This is a genomic window from Lelliottia sp. RD5 (assembly GCF_056032945.1).
Map to the genome: position 1 here is coordinate 1439609 of NZ_JBVYHQ010000001.1, position 20181 is coordinate 1459789.

Genomic DNA, 20181 nt, shown 5'->3' on the forward strand with positions numbered 1-20181 from the left:
GCAAAAACTACACGTCCAGCAGAAGACGCGTTGGATCTTCCAGCAGCTCTTTAATCGCCACCAGATAACCAACCGACTCACGGCCATCAATCAGACGGTGATCGTAGGAGAGCGCCAGATACATCATTGGCAGGATCTCTACTTTACCGTCGACCGCCATCGGACGATCTTTAATGGCGTGCATGCCCAGGATCGCGCTCTGCGGCGGGTTGATAATTGGCGTAGACATCAGTGAACCGAATACACCGCCGTTGGTAATGGTGAAGTTACCGCCGGTCAGATCTTCAACGGTCAGCTTGCCGTCACGGCCTTTCAGGGCCAGCTCTTTGATGCGTTTCTCAATGTCAGCCATGCCCAGCGTATCCACATCGCGCAGAACCGGGGTCACCAGGCCGCGTGGCGTAGAAACGGCCATGCTCACATCGAAATAGTTGTGATACACCACGTCTTCGCCGTCGATAGACGCGTTGACTTCCGGATAGCGTTTCAGCGCTTCAACAACCGCTTTCACATAGAAAGACATAAAGCCCAGACGGATACCGTGGCGTTTTTCAAACGCATCACCGTACTGCTTGCGCAGATCCATGATCGGCTTCATGTTGACTTCGTTGAAGGTCGTCAGCATCGCGGTGGAGTTTTTGGCTTCCAGCAGACGCTCAGCCACACGCTTACGCAGGCGCGTCATCGGCACGCGTTTTTCGCTACGTGAACCCAGAGCAGGCTGTGCGGCAGCTGGCGCAGACGCGGCGGCCGGGGCTTTGGCTTCTTCTTTGGCTGGTGCTTTCGCCAGATGTTTTTCAACATCTTCACGCGTCAGACGGCCACCCACACCGGTGCCTTTAATAGCGCTGGCTTCGAGGTTATGTTCACTCAGCAGGCGACGGATCGCTGGGCTAAGCGCATCGTTGCTCTGCTCTTCCAGAGAGGCTTGCTGACGCTGAGCCGGCGTGGACTCTTTGCTTTCAGACTTGGCGCTGGACTCTTTACCACCGCTATTGCCTTCGCGCAGGCGACCCAGAATCTGGCGAGACGTGACAGTCGTGCCTTCGTCTTCCAGCACTGCATCCAGAATGCCATCCGCCGATGCCGGTACTTCCAGTACCACTTTGTCAGTTTCGATTTCTACCAGCACTTCATCGCGCTTAACGCTATCGCCCGGTTTTTTATGCCAGGTCGCTACCGTTGCGTCAGCCACGGATTCAGGCAGGTCGGGAACAAGAATATCTACGCTACTCATTATGTATCCTTTAATTAATCGACGTTCAGCGCGTCATTGACCAGATCTTGCTGTTGCTTCTGGTGAACGGACATATACCCTACCGCTGGTGAAGCGGAGGCCGGGCGACCTGCATAACGCAGACCAGACCCAAATGGAATCACATCACGGAAATGATGCTGACTGCAGTACCATGCGCCCTGGTTAAGCGGCTCTTCCTGGCACCAGACAAAATCATGTACGTGTGCGTACGGTTTCAGCGCTTCCTGCACCGCCTGGTGCGGGAACGGATAAAGCTGTTCGATGCGCACGATGGCGACATCTTTCTGATCGTTTTTACGACGCTGTTCAAGCAGGTCGTAATAAACCTTACCAGAACACATCACAACACGCTTCACGGCCTGTGGATCCAGCTCGTCAATCTCGCCAATCGCAGGCTGGAAGGCACCGTTTGCCAGTTCATCCAGCGTAGACACCGCCAGCGGATGACGCAGCAGAGATTTCGGCGACATCACAATCAGCGGACGGCGCATACCGCGCAGCGCCTGACGGCGCAGCATGTGGTAAACCTGCGCTGGCGTTGACGGCACGCAAACCTGCATATTCTGCTCGGCGCAGAGCTGCAGATAACGTTCCAGACGCGCGGAGGAGTGCTCCGGGCCTTGCCCTTCGTAGCCGTGCGGCAGCAGCATCACCAGACCACACATACGGCCCCATTTCTGCTCGCCGGAGCTGATGAACTGGTCGATAACCACCTGCGCACCGTTAGCAAAGTCACCAAACTGCGCTTCCCAGATGGTCAACGTGCGCGGCTCAGCAGTGGCGTAACCGTATTCAAAGGCCAGCACCGCTTCTTCAGACAGCACGGAATCCCAGACTCTGAACGAGCCCTGACCGTTATGCACATGCTGCAGCGGGGTGTACGTTGAACCGTTAGTCTGGTTGTGAATCACCGCGTGACGGTGGAAGAACGTGCCACGGCCCGCATCTTCACCGGACAGACGAACCGGAATGCCTTCATCTACCAGCGTGGCGTAGGCCAGATTTTCTGCGCCGCCCCAGTCGAACAGCTTCTCACCTGCCGCCATGGACTGACGGTCGGCGTAGATTTTCTGCACGCGGGACTGCATCTCAATGGCTTCAGGCACGGTGCTGATACGCTTCGCCAGCTCTTGCAGACGCTTGGTTTCAACCTTGTTCGGGTAGCTCTCATCCCATTCGTGGTTGAGGTACGGCGACCAAGTGAAGGAGTGCATATTCATCGGACGCAGCTCTTTCACCACACATTCGCCCGCGTCCAGCGCATCACGGTAAAGATTCACCAGCTCGGTGGCATCTTCAAGCGTCGCGGTTTTTTCAGCTTCCAGTTTGTCAGCGTAAATTTTACGCGGCGTCGGATGCTTTTTGATTTTCTGATACATCAGCGGCTGGGTTGCACTCGGCTCGTCCGCTTCGTTATGACCATGACGGCGATAACAGAACAGGTCGATGAACACATCGCGTTTGAAGGTATTGCGGAAGTCCAGCGCCAGACGGGTAACAAATGCGACAGCTTCCGGATCGTCTGCATTGACGTGGAAGATTGGCGCCTGCACCATTTTACCGATATCGGTACAGTACGGGCTGGAACGCGCATCCAGCGGGTTAGAGGTCGTAAAGCCCACCTGGTTGTTGATAACGATGCGAACGGTACCGCCCACTTCGTAACCACGCGCTTTAGACATGTTCAGGGTTTCCTGAACCACGCCCTGGCCAGTTACCGCAGCATCACCGTGAATGGTGATTGGCAGCACTTTATTGCTGCTTGGCTCGTCGAGTCTGTCCAGACGCGCGCGCACGGAGCCGATAACCACCGGGCTTACGATCTCCAGGTGCGACGGGTTAAACGCCAGCGCCAGGTGAACCAGACCGCCGTCAGTTTCAATATCAGACGAGAAGCCCATGTGGTACTTCACATCGCCCGTACCGAGATGTTCTTTATGTTTGCCTGCAAATTCGTCGAACAGGTCCTGCGGTTTTTTACCCAGCACGTTGACCAGCACGTTCAGACGACCGCGGTGCGCCATACCCAGCACCACTTCGCGCGTACCGCTGTTGCCCGCATGGCGGATCAGCTCTTTCAGCATCGGCACTAACGCATCGCCGCCTTCCAGAGAGAAGCGTTTTGCACCCGGGAATTTCGCGCCGAGGTAACGCTCAAGGCCTTCCGCTGCGGTCAGTTCATTCAGGAAGCGTTTTTTCTCATCCGTGCTAAAGCTTGGACGACCGGCTACCGACTCAATACGCTGCTGGATCCAGCGTTTTTCGTCGGTAGACATGATGTGCATGTATTCCGCACCGATAGAGCCGCAGTAGGTTTGTTTGAGCGCGTCAAGCAGCTCGCCCAACTTCATCGTGTCTTTGCCGCTGGCAAAAGAGCCCACGTTAAAGGTTTCCTGGAAATCGGCCTCGGTCAGATCGTGGTAAGCCGGATCGAGATCCGAGACACGTTCTTGCTGCCACAGTCCCAGCGGATCGAGGTTCGCATGCTGGTGACCGCGGAAGCGATAAGCGTTGATGAGCTGCAGGACTTTAACCTGCTTCACATTGGTATCAGGGTCAGAGATCGAGGAGGAGTAACGTGAGGCATCCTTCGCCAGACGACGGAAATAATCACGTGTTTTGGAATGGAATTGATCCGGTTTGACTCCCGTTCCAGGTAACTCCTGGAACATGGAACGCCAGTTAGCGTCCACTGAGTCAGGATCGGTTAAGAAGTCTTCATAGAGCTGTTCAATCCAACTTTGGTTTGCACCAGAGAGGAAAGAAGAGTCCAGCCAGGCTTTCATTGCGCCGTTCTGCATCGTGATCCCTTAAGCATGTTTATGCTTATTTCGCCGTAGAAACTACCACGCACACCTCGTGTACGTGCCGGGGTTCACCTGCGAGCTCTTATGGCCCGCGAAGGAACCTTTAAAAACCGCCCTCTAACCGTCGTTGTTCAGGCTGCAACTGCGTTGCGCCTCTCACTCTTCCCAGTCACATAGTTATCTATGCTCCTGGGATTCGTTCAGCCGCGCCTTGTTTCGCACTGAACATCTCGGTTATAGATGCCATTTATGGCAGTTTTTAGAGGTTTCCTGCATTTATACCCTCTCCCATCGGAGAGGGTCAGGCGAGGGGAAAACGCTCCCCTCTTCTTACTTATGCGCTGCGTTGCAACAGCATCGACTTGATATGGCCGATGGCGCGCGTCGGGTTCAGCCCCTTAGGACATACACTGACGCAGTTCATAATGCTATGGCAGCGGAATACGCTGAAAGCATCACTTAACCCTTCCAGACGGCTATCGGTCTCGGTGTCGCGGCTATCGATCAGGAAACGATACGCTGCCAGCAGACCCGCAGGGCCGATAAATTTGTCCGGATTCCACCAGAATGACGGACAAGAGGTCGAACAACATGCACACAGAATGCACTCATACAGACCATCGAGTTTTTCACGCTGCTCTGGCGACTGTAAATGCTCGCGAGCCGGTGGATTTTGCCCATTATTCAACAAGTAAGGCTTAATCTTCTCATATTGTGCATAGAATTGCCCCATGTCCACCACCAAATCGCGCACGACCGGCAGACCAGGCAAAGGACGGATAACAATTTTCTGTCCCGCACGCTGTAACGCGGATATCGGCGTGATGCAGGCCAGACCATTTTTGCCGTTCATGTTCAGGCCGTCGGAGCCACACACCCCTTCGCGGCAGGAACGACGAAACGACAGTGTCGGATCTTTTTCTTTCAGCTGCATTAAGGCATCAAGCAGCATCATGTCGCGACCTTCTTCCGCTTCCAGAACGTAATCCTGCATACGCGGAGCGTCATCAACATCCGGGTTATAACGATAAACTGAGAATTCGAGTTTCATTGTCCTGTCTCCGCATTAATAGGTACGAATCTTCGGCGGGAACGCCGGACGCAGTTTCGGTTCCATATTGACTTCACGTCGTGTCATGGATTCCGACTCTGGCAGATACAGGGAATGGCACAGCCAGTTAGCATCATCACGATCCGGATAGTCAAAGCGGCTATGCGCGCCACGACTTTCAGTACGGAAGTTTGCGGATACAGCCGTCGCGTAGGCGGTTTCCATCAGGTTATCCAACTCCAGGCACTCAACGCGCTGGGTGTTGAACTCGCTGGAGGTATCATCCAGACGCGCATTTTTCAGACGCTCGCGGATGGCTTTCAACTGCTCAAGCCCTTTCGCCATCGCGTCACCTTCACGGAAGACCGAGAAGTTGTGCTGCATACATTCCTGCAGCGCTTTGCGGATTTCGACCGGGTCTTCACCGTCACGGTTGCCGTTCCAGCGGTTCAGGCGCTCCAGGGAAGCATCAATATTCGCCTCAGTCGCATCACGCAGGTCACCCTGTTCGGCAATCGACTCTTGCAGATGTATCCCCACCGCACGACCGAATACCACCAGGTCGAGCAACGAGTTACCGCCCAGACGGTTAGCGCCGTGTACCGATACGCAGGCGATTTCGCCGACAGCGAACAGGCCAGGAATCACCACGTCTTCGCCCTGCTCATTCACGGTCAACGCCTGACCGGTCACTTTGGTCGGAATACCGCCCATCATGTAGTGGCAGGTTGGGATAACCGGGATAGGCTCTTTGATCGGATCAACGTGAGCAAAGGTACGGGACAATTCCAGGATACCCGGCAGACGGGATTCCAGAACCTCTTTACCCAGATGATCGAGTTTCAGTTTGGCATGCGGACCCCATGGGCCGTCGCAGCCGCGACCTTCACGGATTTCAATCATGATGGAACGCGCCACCACGTCACGACCCGCCAGGTCTTTAGCATTTGGCGCGTAACGCTCCATGAAGCGCTCGCCGTGTTTGTTGAGCAGATACCCGCCTTCACCACGACAGCCTTCGGTGACCAGCACACCAGCACCGGCAATACCGGTCGGGTGGAACTGCCACATCTCCATATCCTGCACCGGGACACCCGCGCGGATCGCCATGCCAACGCCGTCACCGGTGTTGATGTGGGCGTTCGTGGTGGACTGATAAATACGGCCTGCGCCGCCGGTCGCCAGTACCGTTGCGCGCGCTTTGAAATAAACCACTTCACCGGTTTCAATGCACAGCGCGGTACACCCGACCACTGCGCCATCTTCATTTTTCACCAGATCGAGTGCATACCACTCGGAGAAAATGGTGGTGTGGTTTTTCAGGTTCTGCTGATACAGCGTGTGCAACAAAGCGTGACCGGTACGGTCAGCCGCTGCCGCGGTACGTGCCGCCTGCTCGCCGCCGAAGTTTTTCGACTGGCCGCCAAACGGACGCTGATAAATGGTGCCATCATCCAGACGGGAGAATGGCAGGCCCATGTGGTCAAGCTCGAGAATCGCTTCCGGGCCGGTCTTGCACATATATTCAATGGCGTCCTGGTCACCGATATAATCGGAGCCTTTCACCGTGTCATACATGTGCCATTCCCAGTTATCTTCATGGGTATTACCGAGCGCAACGGTGATGCCACCCTGGGCAGAAACCGTATGCGAGCGGGTTGGGAAAACTTTTGAGAGCAGCGCACAGGTCTGGCCGCTCTGGGAAATTTGCAGTGCTGCGCGCATACCTGCGCCACCCGCACCAATCACAACAGCATCAAATTCTCTGACTGGCAATTTCATCACACACCCCACACCACAACAAATCCATAAATAACGTAAACCACCAGAGCAACAACGATAGCAAGTTGCAGAGGCAGGCGAATCGCCAACGGTTTAACGTAATCGGTCAACACCTGCCACATGCCAATCCAGGCATGAATAAGGATTGAGAACAGCGCCAGAAGGGTGAACACTTTGGTGAAGGCAGATCCGAAGAATCCGCTCCAGATTTCCCACGTCAGCTCGCCGCTGGTCGCAAAGAAACCGATCATGTAGATGATGTAAAGCGTGAGGACGATGGCGGTAGCGCGGACCAGAATAAAGTCATGTACGCCGTTGCGTCCTAATGCGGAGGCGTTGCTTACCATACGAGGACTCCTGCGAGAATTGAAAACACGACAGTAATGGCAAACGAAATATAGGCAGAGCGTTTCCCTGCTTCGAATGTTTCTTCCAGATAACCAAAGTCCATCAGCATATGGCGAACACCCACAACAACGTGGAATGCCAGCGCGGTCAAAATGCCCCACATGATAAATTTCACGAAGAAGCTGCTCATGATGGCCGAAGCCTGGAGGAATCCTTCAGGAGAAGAGAGGCTCGTTCCCAGTAACCACAGCAAAATGCCTACCGCCACAAACGTAATCACACCGGATGCACGGTGGAGAATGGACGCTATTGCCGTTACAGGGAACCGGATCGTTTTCAGATCCAGATTGACAGGTCTTTGTTTTTTCACATTTCTTATCATGAATAACGCCCACATGCTGTTCTTATTATTCCCTTTGAATTCGCGTAACAGGAGGGCGGCAAGTCCGGGAAACCCGAGATCATAGTGAACTATGTAACCGGGATGAGCGGGCGCAGCCAACGCACCTGTAGCGTGAAAGACTATGGGATTTCCTTACTCCGGCTGCGATGCGGGTCAGACAGCGTCCTTTTTGTATAACTGCGCGTCATGTAAAACATTGCTTCCAAATGCTAAAACGACACGTAACAACGCTGGGTGGCTCGGGATTGCAGGGTGTTCCGGAGACCTGGCGGCAGTATAGGTCGTTCACAAAACCATTACAATTAACCTACATACAGTTTGTCGGGTTTTATGCGGAACAGTGATCACAGTCACGATAACAACATTATTTTAAATTTTAATCATCGGATTTGACAAAGATTAAACAATATTGTTACAAACGTCAGCGGAAAAGGCATATAATGCGCAAAAGTTATGAGGTCTCTCTTTCACCTGAGATTTAGTTATGTAACAGTGTGATGGTATTGACCGAAGTTATCAGGACAGTTATTAGTGGTATACAGGTTTGAATAATTCGGACTGCGAAGACACTGATTTGCTGTTGTTTCTCTGATTTTTCATTCGTTTACCTGCAAGGCGCCATAGCTCTGTACCCTGGTTTCTCCTCGCGAGCTGAGCGGCAAGCCAAATAACAAACTGGTAACGGTGATTAACAGCTGAAAGCGAATCCGTATTAAACACGCAGGCATTCGAGCGAGATCAAGGCGGCAAGCCAGAGAATCCCAGAGAGCATAGATAACTATGTGACCCGGGTTCGAGGGCGCAGCCAACGCAGAGCTGGCTTGAAGGACTGAGTGTTTCGTGGTCTTAAGCATAAGGCGCTAAGGAGACCGTAAATGGCTGATACAAAGGCAACGCTCACCCTAAATGGTGACACTGCTATTGAACTGGATGTGCTAAAAGGCACGCTCGGTCAGGATGTTATTGATATTCGTACTTTGGGCTCAAAAGGGGTGTTTACCTTTGATCCTGGTTTCACTTCTACCGCATCTTGCGAATCCAAAATCACCTTCATCGACGGTGACGAAGGTATCCTGCTCCACCGCGGCTTCCCCATCGATCAATTAGCCACCGAATCCAACTATCTGGAAGTGTGCTATATCCTGCTGAACGGTGAAAAACCGACGCAGGCGCAGTTCGATGAATTCCAGACGACCGTCACCCGCCACACCATGATTCATGAGCAGATTACCCGTCTGTTCCACGCCTTCCGTCGTGATTCTCACCCGATGGCTGTGATGTGCGGTATTACCGGTGCGCTGGCGGCGTTCTACCACGACTCGCTGGACGTCAATAACCAACGCCATCGTGACATCGCAGCGTTCCGCCTGCTGTCCAAAATGCCAACCATGGCGGCGATGTGTTACAAATATTCTATCGGTCAGCCTTTTGTTTATCCGCGTAACGACCTCTCCTATTCAGGCAACTTCCTAAACATGATGTTCTCCACGCCGTGCGAACCTTACGAGGTTAATCCGGTGCTTGAGCGCGCGATGGACCGTATTCTGATCCTGCATGCCGACCACGAACAAAATGCATCGACCTCCACCGTTCGTACCGCTGGCTCTTCAGGCGCAAACCCATTCGCCTGTATCGCAGCCGGTATCGCCTCCCTGTGGGGACCGGCGCACGGTGGCGCGAACGAAGCGGCACTGAAGATGCTGGAAGAGATCAGCTCTGTTGAGCACATTCCTGAATTCGTGCGTCGTGCGAAAGACAAAAATGACTCCTTCCGCCTGATGGGCTTCGGTCACCGTGTTTACAAAAACTACGACCCGCGCGCGACCGTTATGCGTGAAACCTGCCACGAAGTGCTGAAAGAGCTGGGTACGAAAGATGATCTGCTGGAAGTGGCGATGGAGCTGGAACACATCGCGCTGAACGACCCGTACTTCATCGAGAAAAAACTGTACCCGAACGTCGATTTCTACTCTGGCATTATTCTGAAAGCGATGGGCATTCCGTCTACCATGTTCACCGTGATCTTTGCCATGGCGCGTACCGTGGGCTGGATTGCACACTGGAACGAAATGCACACCGACGGCATGAAAATCGCCCGTCCTCGTCAGCTGTACACAGGCTACGAGCAGCGTGATTTCAAATCAGACATCAAGCAATAATTCGATTTGTCTGTTAAAAACGCGCCGACTGGCGCGTTTTTTATTTGTGCGATCAGATGCCCTTACCCCAGCCTTCTGCCACGGGGAGAAGGAGAACTCTGCGCCCTATTTCTGACACTCCGGACACCCGTAAAACGGTCTTGAAGAAAGCGTGCTCCGCTCAATCACCCCGCCGCATCGCTCGCAGGCTTTGCCCTCCCGATGAAACACCTTAAAGCGAAACAACGCACCGTGATGTTTATTGTCATCTACCACGCCACGCGTGTTGTACGACAGCCGCGGGATGTCCAGCAAAGCATGTGAAAGCGCATCAAGCTGCTCCTCGCTGAGCTGCGAAGCCTTACGCTGCGCCGCCAGCCCCACTTCCCAGAGAATTTCAACGCGCAAATAATTGCCCAACCCGGCAAGAAAGGCCTGATCCAGCAGCAATCCTGAAAACTGCCGATTGCGGAACTTCTGCGACAATAATCGCGCTTTCACCGCTTCTGCCGTCAGCCGCATATCCAGTACATCCGGCCCAACGCGTTGCAAAAAGGGGTGAGTGAGCAGTTGCTCCGGCGTTAACATCTCTATGTCTGACGCACTGTAGAGCAAAATCGCTTTATCCGCCGTTTGCAGCCTGACGCGCAATATCCTTGATGTTTGTGGGTGCTCACCTGCATCAACCACCCGCCAGACCCCATAAAGTTGATTGTGGCTATATAGCGTCAGGTTATGGGAAAAATGCGTCAGCAACGCTTTGCCGCGCGTTTCAATCTGCGTGACTTTTTGCCCAATCAACGAGGATTCGAACGATTTTAACTGAGGAAAGGCAAACCACGCATCGGTGAGAGGTTTGCCCTTTATCGCCGCCTCCAGGCTGTCCGCCGCGCGGCGGATCTCCGGTCCTTCTGGCATATTTACATCCTTTTTGAGTGCATCGTTAATGCGTTGCGCCGCCTACGACGTTAATGTCACAGTCCTGGCGTAACGCCACGGTTATGGCGATTTCCAGCGCATCTTTCACCGTCTGTGCCGCCATGCTCGGTGCGCCAGCATGCGCCGCGGCCTGTTCAGGTAAGTACGGAATATGAATAAAGCCGCCCTTTATCTCCGCGTTTTCACTGATTTTATGCAGCAACCCGTACATCACGTGATTACAGACGAACGTCCCCGCCGTCTGCGACACTGATGCAGGAATGCCTTTTTCGCGCATCGCCGCCACCATTGCTTTGATGGGCAGCGAGCTAAACCACGCCGCAGGGCCGCCCGGGACAATCGCAACGTCAATCGGCTGCTGCCCACGATTATCAGGAATTCGTGCATCATCGACGTTTATACCGACACGTTCGACGGTGATATCCACACGACCGCCCGCCTGCCCGACGGCAATCACTACGGCCGGATTCAATTCGTCGATAGCGGCATTCAGCACCGTCAGCGACTCGCCAAACACGCAAGGCAACTGCCGCGTCACCACGCGGCAATCATCTATTATCATCCCCTCAAGCTGTTTGACCACTTCCCAGGAAGGGTTGATGGTCTCACCGCCAAAAGGCTCAAAACCGGTCACTAAAATATGACGCATCACGCCTCCTTATAAGAACATCAGGAAGTACATCAGGAACACGTTGACGATCAGTAACAGCACGCCGGTCGGTATTTGCGCCTTGATCACCGCATTTTTATCCGGCAGTTCCAGCAGGGCGGCGGGAACAATATTGAAGTTAGCCGCCATCGGCGTCATCAGCGTCCCGCAATACCCGGAGAACATCCCAATCGCCGCCATGACGGCCGGATTGCCGCCGTGTTGCAGCACCAGAATCGGAATGCCGATCCCTGCCGTCACAATCGGGAACGCAGCAAACGCATTGCCCATCACCATCGTCAGCACAGCCATGCCAATCGCGTAGACCGCCACCGCGATAAAGCGGCTATCCACCGCCAGATAGGTTTTCGTGAGCCAGGAGATCCCATCGCCCACGCCTGCTGCGGTAAACAGCAGCCCGAGCGTCGCCAGAATTTGCGGCAAAATAAACGCCCAGCCGATGGAATCCAGCAGACGACGCGCTTCCTGCAGCGGTTGATGCACTTTTTCGTGCGTCATTTTGATTGCCAGCGCCAGGCCAATGAGCGTGCCGATCGTCATGGAAAACAGCGTCACCAGGGTCGCGTGATTGCCCGGCCCAAACAGCGTCTCCTGCAATCCCGGAATATGGTTGAACATCAGCACGCCAACAACCGTCACCACGGGAATGGCGAGCGCCGGATAGAACAGTCGGTTACCCAGACGCGTTGCGCTGGCTTCACGTTCTTCCTGCTTGCGTTGATGATAGCTGCCCAGACGCACGCCGCCAAAACCAGCAATCAGCGCCAGCCCCACCACCGCGACACCCACCGCAATATGCACGGTGCGCTTATCGCCCACCAGCTGATACGTCCAGTCACCCAGCAGGAACATCAGGCCGTAAATGCCCCAGAACATTCCGGTCGTCACGCGGCGCGGGTTAGCTTTATCGCGGAACGACATCACCGCGACGATCAGCAGGATCAGCCCCGCCAGCCAGTACAAATAGCTTTGCTGGAAATTCATGAGGCATCTCCCTGCGTACGCGTGGTTTTCGCCAGCTCGCGCTCAAGATGCTTATCCAGCCGCCACAGGCGAGTGGCATGAATGATAAAGGCGCAGATCGCCGTCGGGATGCCCCACAAGGCAATATGCAGCGGCTCGGTCTGAATACCGCCAGACTCAAGCATAAAGTTATGCATAAAGATGATCGCGCCAAAGGCGACAAAAATGTCTTCGCCGAAGAACAGCCCGACGTTATCGGTCGCCGCCGACATGGCACGCAGGCGGTAACGCACCGCGCCCGGCAGTTCACCGTATTTTTTCTCTGCTGCACCCTCCGCCATCGGGGCCAGCAGCGGGCGCACCATCTGCGGATGACCGCCGAGGCTGGTCAGTCCCATTGCGGCCGACGCTTCACGCACGAACAGATAGACAATCAGCAAGCGGCCCGCAGTGGCGCTGTGAATTTTGGCAATCCAGGCCTGCGCGCGCTCTTTCAGCCCGTGGCGCTCCAGCAGACCGATAACCGCAAGAGGAATCAGCAGGATATACGGCAGGTTACGGGTATTCAGGAACCCCTCGCCGAGCTTTTCGAGGATAGTGGCGACAGGCATATGCGCCGCAAGGCCAGTCACGATACCGGCGACAATCACCACCAGCACCGGATTAAAACGTAATAAAAACCCGACCACAATCACCGCGATACCGATGAGTGGCCAGAGCGATAACGTCTCTGCCATATTCTCTTTCCTGTTGTTAAGTTGTGTTTGCGTTTGTGCGTTATGCACTGATTGTTATATTTTTAACGTCAAATTCTTTGCGTAAGCGGCGGGCAAACGCCAGCGCATGTTCGCCATCGCCATGCAGGCAGACGGTCTGCGCCCGCACGCTGGCCCACTCCCCGGTGATGCTTTTGACCCGCCCCTGCTGCACCATTTCCAGGGTTTGCCCCAGCGCCAGTTCTTCATCGTCAATCAGCGCGCCCGCCGCCGTGCGCGGCACCAGACTTCCGTCAGCCTGATAACCGCGATCGGCAAACACCTCTTCGCGCGTGACCAAACCATGACGCTCCCCGGCGCGGATCAGTTCGCTGCCGGCCAGTCCCACCAGAATCAACGTCGGGCTAACGGCATGAACCGCACGGGCGATAGCGTCCGCCAGCGCGGCGTCTTTTGCCGCCTGGTTATAGAGCATCCCGTGCGGCTTAACGTGACGAAGTTGCCCTCCTTCGGCGCGCGCGATAGCCTCCAGCGCCCCAATTTGATACAGCATTTGGGCGTACACCGTTTCCGGTGGCAGGTTCATCGCCGTGCGGCCAAAGTTCTCCCGGTCGGGAAAGCTCGGATGGGCGCCGATCGCCACGCCATTTTTTAACGCCTCGCGAACGCACGCCTGCATGGTTTGCGCATCCCCGGCGTGAAATCCGCAGGCGATATTGGCGGAAGAGACAAGCGTCAATAATTCAGCATCGCTTGTGCAGCCTTCGCCTAAATCCGCATTCAAATCAACGACGATCATTCAACCTCCATGCCAGTTGTTCGATATGTTGTCTCTGTACGCGTCGCGCTTCGAGCGCCTCTTCCAGCGTGCACTGCACAAAATGAATCGGCTGACCCAACGGAATTTGCGCCAGATGGTACATATCCGCCTCGATGATGCAGGCGATACGCGGATAGCCCCCTGTGGTCTGCGCATCATTCATCAGGACAATCGGTTGGCCGTTATGCGGCACCTGAATCACGCCCGGCAGCAGGCCATGTGACAGCATTTCGCGATCGGTAGTGCGTGCCAGTTGCTGACCCTGTAAACGATAGCCCATGCGGTTACTTTGCGGGCTGAGCTTCCACGGCAGACGCCAGAAAGCATCCTGCGAAGGCTGGTCAAACTCATGGTATTCCGGCCCAGGCAGTGCGCGAATACGGTTGGTCCACAGCAGTTGCTTAACCCCCTGCGTTTCGGCAAATTCCCGCGTGCCGGGACGAAGCGGTAACCTGTCGCCATCTTTCAGCAAACGGCCTTCAAACCCGCCGATACCCGTTTTGAGATCGGTGCTGAATGAGTTCATCACTTCCGGTACGTCAATGCCGCCATCGATCGCCAGATAGCTGCGCATCCCGTGCAACGGGCGATTCAGCGTCAGGCGCTGCCCGGCTTTAGCCCTTAATCGCCATCCGGTCCAGACCGCTGCGCCATCAAGCGTGGCATCGCAGCCTGCGCCGGTCAGAGCGAACCAGCTGTCGCGCTCAAACTCGACGCTGCATTGACCCAGGGTCATTTCCAGCGCCGCCGTATTCGGATCGTTGCCCACCAGCAGATTCGCAATCTGCAACGCCGGTTTATCCAGCGCCCCGCAATAGCTGATCCCCGACTGACGCAGGCCAATACGGCCCTCGTCCTGTACCGAGGTATACAGCCCTGCGCGAATCACCTTCAACATACCCCCTCCTTCTGCGGCACAAACCGCACGGTATCACCCGGTCGCAACAGCACCGGTTCATCGCGTTTTGAATCAAATAACGGCAGAGGGGTATGGCCAATCAGCTGCCAGCCGCCCGGCGACACCAGCGGGTAAATCCCGGTCTGCGCCCCGCCAATGCCGACCGAACCGGCAGGAACCTGCAGGCGCGGCTCAGCGCGACGCGGCGTGGCCAGCTGTTCCGGCAATCCCCCCAGATAGGGGAATCCTGGCTGGAAGCCCAGGAACCACACTACGTAATCAATCGAGCTGTGCAGCTCGACCACCTGCTTTTCAGACAGTCCGGCATGTCGGGCGACTTCGCCCAGATCCGGGCCACCCGCCCCGCCGTACACTACCGGGATTTCGATAAAGCGTGACTCAGGCTCAAGCGCCTCGCTCTCTTCCCACCAGCGTTGCAACCGCTCGATTGCATCCAACGCCAGGGACTGCGGATTGCGCAATACGACCGTAATGTTATTCATCCCCGGAATGGCTTCCACCACTTCGGGGATCTCCGCTAGCCGCTGCGTTAAGCGCCAGATCCTTTTTTGCGTCGCCAGCGTGACCGGAGGCTCAAGCTCCAGCACCACGGCGGTTTCGCCTAATAAATAACAACGCGCTCGCTGCACTTACGTACCTCTCATCAGGCAGGATTAGGAATATCAATAAAGGTCACATCCAGATCGGTATTTTCCGTCAACCACTCGCTCAGAGCGCGAATGCCGCCGCGTTCAGTGGCGTGATGCCCGGCGGCATAAAAATGCAGACCCTGTTCACGCGCGGAATGAATCGTCTGTTCAGACACTTCACCGGTAATAAACGCGTCAACGCCAAAGCGCGCAGCGTTGTCGATAAAGCCCTGACCACCGCCCGTACACCAGGCGACGCGTTTCACCAAGTCGGGCCCGGTATCGCCGCTCCACAGCGGACGACGCCCCAGGCGCGCCTCAATCCAGGAGGCCAGCTCCAGACCAGGGACCGGCATCGATAACTCACCCCACGGCACTAACTGTTCAATTTCGCCCATCACGGTGATGCCGAGCAGCGCGGCCAGCTGCACGTTATTGCCCAGCTCCGGGTGCGCATCCAGCGGTAAATGCCAGCCATACAGGTTGATGTCGTTTGCCAGCAGCGTTTTCAGGCGATTGCGCTTCATGCCGCGAATCACGGGCGCTTCGTTTTTCCAGAAATAACCGTGATGTACGATCACTGCATCGGCTTGCAGACGCACCGCTTCATCGAGCAGCGCCTGGCTTGCCGTGACGCCCGTGACAATCTTTTGCACCGTGTCGCGCCCTTCCACCTGCAGGCCGTTCGGGCCATAGTCGCTAAAGCTGGCGCTGTTCAGTTTTTCGTTGATCAGTTGTTCAAGTTCGGTGTTTTTCATCATGACTCTCTTACACTTTGCGGGCGGCTTCATAGGCCGCCAGTGTGGCGACGCGCGCCTGTTTATGATCGACAATCGGGCGCGGATAATCGAGCTTCACGCCCGCTTTATCTGCCCACACCCAGGGTTCATGAACGGATTTAATCGGCACATCACGAAGTGATGGCAGCCACTGACGGATAAACTCGCCCGTGGCGTCAAACCGTTGCCCCTGCGTGGTCGGATTAAAAATACGAAAATAGGGCGCGGCGTCCGTTCCGGTTGAGGCCGCCCATTGCCAGCCGCCATTATTGGCGGCCAAATCGCCGTCGATCAGCTGTGCCATAAAATATCGCTCTCCGGCACGCCAGTCGATAAGCAAGTCTTTCACCAAAAAACTCGCCACGATCATTCGCAGGCGGTTATGCATCCATCCCGTTTCGTTGAGCTGGCGCATCGCCGCATCGACAATCGGATAGCCCGTGTTCCCGTCCTGCCAGGCCTGCAGCAGCACCTCGTCGTGCTGCCACTGCACATTGTCAGTCCAGCGAATAAAGGGCCGATGTTTACATAAATCCGGATGATAGGTCATCAGATGGCGATAAAATTCTCGCCAGATAAGTTCGTTAAGCCACACCGCGCCCTCACCGCCGTCCAGCGCTCTGGGCTGCTCCGCCAGCAGTCGGTGCAAACACTGACGCGGCGAGAGCACGCCCAGCGCTAAACAGGCAGATAACCGGCTGGTGCCGTCGATGGAAGGGAAATCGCGCCGCGCCTCGTACTCACCCGCGCCGTGCTGACAGAAATGACGCAGCTGCGCGATGGCGGCCTTTTCACTGGCAGGAAACCGTTCAGCATCAAAATCCTGCTGCGGGTAGTTGAAGTCAATTTCAGCGGGTGGCGGCAGCTTTTGTTCTCTGGCTGCGGGCGCGGCCACGCATTCCGGCAGCCCCTCTTTCAGGCGCTTGACGTACGCATTCTTGAACGGGGTAAACACTTTATACATCTCGTGATTCCCGGTCATGACGCTGCCGGGGGGCAACATCACGCTGTCGTCAAAGCCCTGACAGACCACGCCGTCGAGCGTTTTTTCGAGCTGTCGGTCACGTTGCTGCTCGTTGCATTCGTATTGATAGTTGTAAAAAAGATGGGTGACGGCGTGCTGCTCGCAGAGCTGCTGCACTTTTGCGCTTTGCGCCGCAAAATCACTCACCTCTTCATAGATGAGTGGAATGCCTCTCTCCGCCAGGCCCTGCTGCAACCCATTAAGGTGCGCGCGCAGATATGACGCCTGTCGCGGGGCCATATCGTGCTGCCGCCACTGATCGGGCGTGGCGATAAACACGGCCAGCACCCGCGCGTTTTGGCTGCGGCAGGCAGCCGCAAGGGCGATATTGTCATGAAGGCGCAGATCCGCGCGAAACCAGACCAGATGCGTGGTCATAACACTCCTGAATAATTGTCCATAACCTAAGCGTAGCGTTTCCGGCCGCACGCTAACATCGCGTCGTCCGAAACAGCGTCGGAATACCTGACGCTATAATGTTTAAGTTATGTTACTGGAGCAAGCAGTACAACCCCGTTAATGCCGGTTAACTGCGGATGATTCCTGACAATCTCAAGGGATAAACCTTTATCGCGGGCATAAAAAAACCGCCACATCTCTGTGGCGGTTACGACATTGCTGTGTGTCGTCTTTATTTTAATAGAAGTCGCAGGTCGCTTTTTCGGCCTGATCCATCCATACCGGTTTCTCGCTGGTTTTCGCCCAGACGCGGTGCAGATAGCTGTAAAAACGGGCACGGTCTTTCCAGAAAAGCATTACCGGTAACGCCAGAACACCCGCCACTACAGCGAAGGTGCGACGTAAAAAGACAACATGTGCAGGATACTCTTTGTAAAGGTCCATTATTTTCTCCCCTATAGTTGGCCGGAAACATTATCCGGAAAATTCAAAAGTGGTTATCTGGCTAAAATAGTACCGTTTTGTTTGTAATTTTACTACTCATCCGACCACTTCTTTTCATTCATTTAGTGAATATTTACACTTCTCCCGTAATTAAGTTACGAAAAAGTTAACGAGACACTTACCAATAGTTAAATTGGGGCTTTATCGTTTTTATACTTTTTTTACACCTCCCCCGCCGATTTTTGCGAAATCTTTGCGCCATAAATCCTACCTTTTGCACAAAGACAAATGTCACCCGGAGGTGAATTGTGAGTGCAGGTCTGATTGCCGGCATCGTGTTGGTTTTTCTGTTATTAGGGTATCTGGTCTACGCCTTGTTTAATGCGGAGGCATTCTGATGGCCGCTCAAGGATTTTTACTTATCGCCAGCTTTTTACTGGTGCTGTTCCTGCTGGCACGACCGCTGGGAACCGCACTGGCGCGGATGATAAATGGCGTTCCGCTGCCTCTGGTTGGCGGCGTGGAAAACGGATTGTGGCGCGTACTCGGCATCCAAAATCAGGAGATGAACTGGCGGCAATATCTGCTCGCTATTCTGCTGCTGAATGTGTGCGGCCTGTTTGTCCTCTTCGCGATGCTGATGTTGCAGGGCATTTTGCCGCTCAACCCGCAGCAGTTGCCGGGGTTGAGCTGGCATCTGGCGCTCAATACGGCCGTCAGTTTCGTCACCAATACCAACTGGCAATCGTATGCAGGTGAAACCACGCTGAGCTATTTCAGCCAGATGGCGGGATTAACCGTACAAAACTTCCTGTCTGCAGCCAGCGGCATCGCGGTGATCTTCGCGCTGACGCGCGCTTTTGCGCGGCAAAAAATGAATACGCTGGGTAATGCCTGGGTCGATCTCACGCGGATTACGCTGTGGGTGCTGCTGCCGATTTCTCTGCTTATCGCTCTGTTCTTTATCCAGCAAGGCACGCTGCAAAACCTGCTGCCGTATTCGTCTTACACCTCGCTTGAGGGGGTAAAACAGATGCTGCCGATGGGGCCAGTGGCCTCGCAGGAAGCCATCAAAATGCTTGGCACGAACGGCGGCGGATTCTTCAATGCCAACTCCTCGCACCCGTTCGAAAACCCCACTGCGCTGACTAACTTCGTGCAGATGCTGGCGATCTTCCTGATCCCCTCCGCGCTCTGCTTTGCCTTTGGCGATGTGGTGAACGACCGCCGTCAGGGCCGCACGTTGCTCTGGGCGATGTCAATTATCTTCGTGGTCTGCGCCGCGCTGGTGATGTGGGCGGAATGGCACGGCAACGCGCACTTTATGCAGCTCGGTGCCGACAGCAACATCAATATGGAAGGTAAAGAGAGCCGTTTCGGCATTCTCGCCAGCAGTCTGTACGCAGTGGTCACCACGGCGGCCTCCTGCGGCGCGGTGAATGCGATGCATGACTCCTTCACCGCGCTCGGCGGGATGATCCCGCTGTGGCTGATGCAGATTGGTGAAGTGGTGTTTGGCGGGGTCGGATCCGGTCTGTACGGCATGCTGCTGTTTGTCCTGCTGGCGGTGTTTATCGCCGGGCTGATGATTGGCCGCACGCCGGAATACCTGGGTAAAAAAATCGACGTGAGGGAGATGAAACTGACCGCGCTGGCGATTCTGGTGACCCCTGCACTGGTGCTGATGGGTACGGCGCTGGCGCTGATGACCGACGCCGGACGCAGCGGCATTTTCAACCCTGGTATTCACGGCTTTAGCGAAGTGCTGTACGCCGTTTCATCCGCCGCTAACAACAACGGCAGCGCCTTCGCCGGATTAAGCGCTAACTCTCCGTTCTGGAACTGCCTGCTGGCGTTCTGCATGTTCGTCGGTCGCTTTGGGGTAATCATCCCGGTGATGGCGATTGCCGGGACGCTTGTCAGCAAAAACATTCAGCCCACCTCCAGCGGAACGCTGCCCACCCACGGGGCGCTGTTTGTCGGCCTGCTGATTGGCACCGTGCTGCTGGTGGGTGCATTGACCTTTATCCCCGCCCTCGCGTTAGGCCCGGTCGCGGAACATCTTTCTTTACGCTAATTGAGCGGAGACATA

At 55.2% G+C, this 20181-nt stretch carries 19 protein-coding genes and 1 pseudogene; 4 read left to right on the forward strand and 16 right to left on the reverse strand.

The window, feature by feature from the left end:
- Positions 1-7: 7 nt before the first annotated feature.
- The 6 genes from odhB to sdhC form a co-directional block, all read right to left on the reverse strand.
- Positions 8-1237 (reverse strand): 2-oxoglutarate dehydrogenase complex dihydrolipoyllysine-residue succinyltransferase, encoded by a 1230-nt coding sequence (gene odhB / locus AC0LWE_RS07225; protein ID WP_059178623.1) that lies wholly within the window; start codon positions 1235-1237, stop codon positions 8-10.
- Between the two features lie 14 nt (positions 1238-1251).
- Positions 1252-4059, reverse strand: coding sequence for a 2-oxoglutarate dehydrogenase E1 component (gene sucA, locus AC0LWE_RS07230; protein ID WP_174342275.1), 2808 nt, complete (start codon positions 4057-4059; stop codon positions 1252-1254).
- Between the two features lie 340 nt (positions 4060-4399).
- A complete protein-coding gene (gene sdhB / locus AC0LWE_RS07235; RefSeq protein ID WP_059178625.1) occupies positions 4400-5116 on the reverse strand; it encodes a succinate dehydrogenase iron-sulfur subunit SdhB in 717 nt (238 codons plus the stop codon).
- Positions 5117-5131: 15 nt separating this feature from the next.
- Positions 5132-6898, reverse strand: a complete 1767-nt coding sequence (gene sdhA / locus AC0LWE_RS07240; RefSeq protein ID WP_131487660.1) for a succinate dehydrogenase flavoprotein subunit — start codon at positions 6896-6898, stop codon at positions 5132-5134.
- Positions 6898-7245: a succinate dehydrogenase membrane anchor subunit gene (sdhD, locus tag AC0LWE_RS07245; protein WP_012016623.1), complete on the reverse strand. Its 348-nt coding sequence runs from the start codon at positions 7243-7245 to the stop codon at positions 6898-6900. The genes sdhA and sdhD overlap by 1 nt, the downstream gene beginning before the upstream one ends.
- Positions 7239-7643, reverse strand: a complete 405-nt coding sequence (gene sdhC / locus AC0LWE_RS07250) for a succinate dehydrogenase cytochrome b556 subunit (RefSeq protein ID WP_041689345.1) — start codon at positions 7641-7643, stop codon at positions 7239-7241. Before sdhC ends, sdhD begins: the two co-directional genes overlap by 7 nt.
- Before the next feature lie 491 nt (positions 7644-8134).
- Here sdhC and AC0LWE_RS07255 point away from each other — a divergent pair.
- Together AC0LWE_RS07255 and AC0LWE_RS07260 are read left to right on the forward strand one after the other, a co-directional pair.
- A pseudogene (locus tag AC0LWE_RS07255) lies at positions 8135-8197 on the forward strand (hypothetical protein); the annotation flags it as partial.
- A 327-nt stretch (positions 8198-8524) separates the two neighbouring features.
- Positions 8525-9808: a citrate synthase gene (locus AC0LWE_RS07260; RefSeq protein WP_059178627.1), complete on the forward strand. Its 1284-nt coding sequence runs from the start codon at positions 8525-8527 to the stop codon at positions 9806-9808.
- Positions 9809-9913: 105 nt separating this feature from the next.
- Here the strand turns inward: AC0LWE_RS07260 and nei are convergent, their stop codons facing one another.
- The 10 genes from nei to AC0LWE_RS07310 form a co-directional block, all read right to left on the reverse strand.
- Positions 9914-10705, reverse strand: a complete 792-nt coding sequence (nei, locus tag AC0LWE_RS07265; protein ID WP_202694182.1) for an endonuclease VIII — start codon at positions 10703-10705, stop codon at positions 9914-9916.
- 25 nt (positions 10706-10730) lie between these two features.
- Complete coding sequence (gene pcp, locus AC0LWE_RS07270; RefSeq protein WP_202694183.1) at positions 10731-11375, reverse strand: pyroglutamyl-peptidase I; 645 nt, start codon at positions 11373-11375, stop codon at positions 10731-10733.
- 9 nt (positions 11376-11384) lie between these two features.
- A complete protein-coding gene (locus tag AC0LWE_RS07275; protein WP_059178630.1) occupies positions 11385-12380 on the reverse strand; it encodes a DUF979 domain-containing protein in 996 nt (331 codons plus the stop codon).
- Entirely contained in the window at positions 12377-13096 is a 720-nt protein-coding gene (locus AC0LWE_RS07280) for a DUF969 domain-containing protein (RefSeq protein ID WP_059178631.1), read from the reverse strand. Before AC0LWE_RS07280 ends, AC0LWE_RS07275 begins: the two co-directional genes overlap by 4 nt.
- Before the next feature lie 40 nt (positions 13097-13136).
- Positions 13137-13871, reverse strand: a complete 735-nt coding sequence (gene pxpA / locus AC0LWE_RS07285; protein ID WP_219347712.1) for a 5-oxoprolinase subunit PxpA — start codon at positions 13869-13871, stop codon at positions 13137-13139.
- Complete coding sequence (gene pxpC, locus AC0LWE_RS07290; RefSeq protein WP_131487657.1) at positions 13861-14793, reverse strand: 5-oxoprolinase subunit PxpC; 933 nt, start codon at positions 14791-14793, stop codon at positions 13861-13863. The genes pxpA and pxpC overlap by 11 nt, the downstream gene beginning before the upstream one ends.
- Positions 14787-15443 carry a 5-oxoprolinase subunit PxpB gene (pxpB, locus tag AC0LWE_RS07295; protein WP_204772390.1) on the reverse strand — a complete coding sequence of 219 codons (657 nt, stop codon included), beginning with the start codon at positions 15441-15443 and terminating at the stop codon, positions 14787-14789. The genes pxpC and pxpB overlap by 7 nt, the downstream gene beginning before the upstream one ends.
- Positions 15444-15457: 14 nt before the next feature.
- Positions 15458-16201 (reverse strand): type 2 GTP cyclohydrolase I, encoded by a 744-nt coding sequence (locus AC0LWE_RS07300; protein WP_059178634.1) that lies wholly within the window; start codon positions 16199-16201, stop codon positions 15458-15460.
- Between the two features lie 10 nt (positions 16202-16211).
- Positions 16212-17624, reverse strand: a complete 1413-nt coding sequence (gene phrB / locus AC0LWE_RS07305; protein ID WP_219346874.1) for a deoxyribodipyrimidine photo-lyase — start codon at positions 17622-17624, stop codon at positions 16212-16214.
- A 258-nt stretch (positions 17625-17882) separates the two neighbouring features.
- On the reverse strand, positions 17883-18089 hold the full coding sequence (locus AC0LWE_RS07310; RefSeq protein WP_012016611.1) for a YbfA family protein: 207 nt from the start codon (positions 18087-18089) through the stop codon (positions 17883-17885).
- A gap of 308 nt (positions 18090-18397) precedes the next feature.
- On the opposite strand from AC0LWE_RS07310, the gene kdpF reads away from it, so the two are divergent.
- Together kdpF and kdpA are read left to right on the forward strand one after the other, a co-directional pair.
- Positions 18398-18487 carry a K(+)-transporting ATPase subunit F gene (kdpF, locus tag AC0LWE_RS07315; RefSeq protein ID WP_071818723.1) on the forward strand — a complete coding sequence of 30 codons (90 nt, stop codon included), beginning with the start codon at positions 18398-18400 and terminating at the stop codon, positions 18485-18487.
- Complete coding sequence (kdpA, locus tag AC0LWE_RS07320; RefSeq protein WP_219346875.1) at positions 18487-20166, forward strand: potassium-transporting ATPase subunit KdpA; 1680 nt, start codon at positions 18487-18489, stop codon at positions 20164-20166. Before kdpF ends, kdpA begins: the two co-directional genes overlap by 1 nt.
- Positions 20167-20181 lie beyond the last annotated feature (15 nt).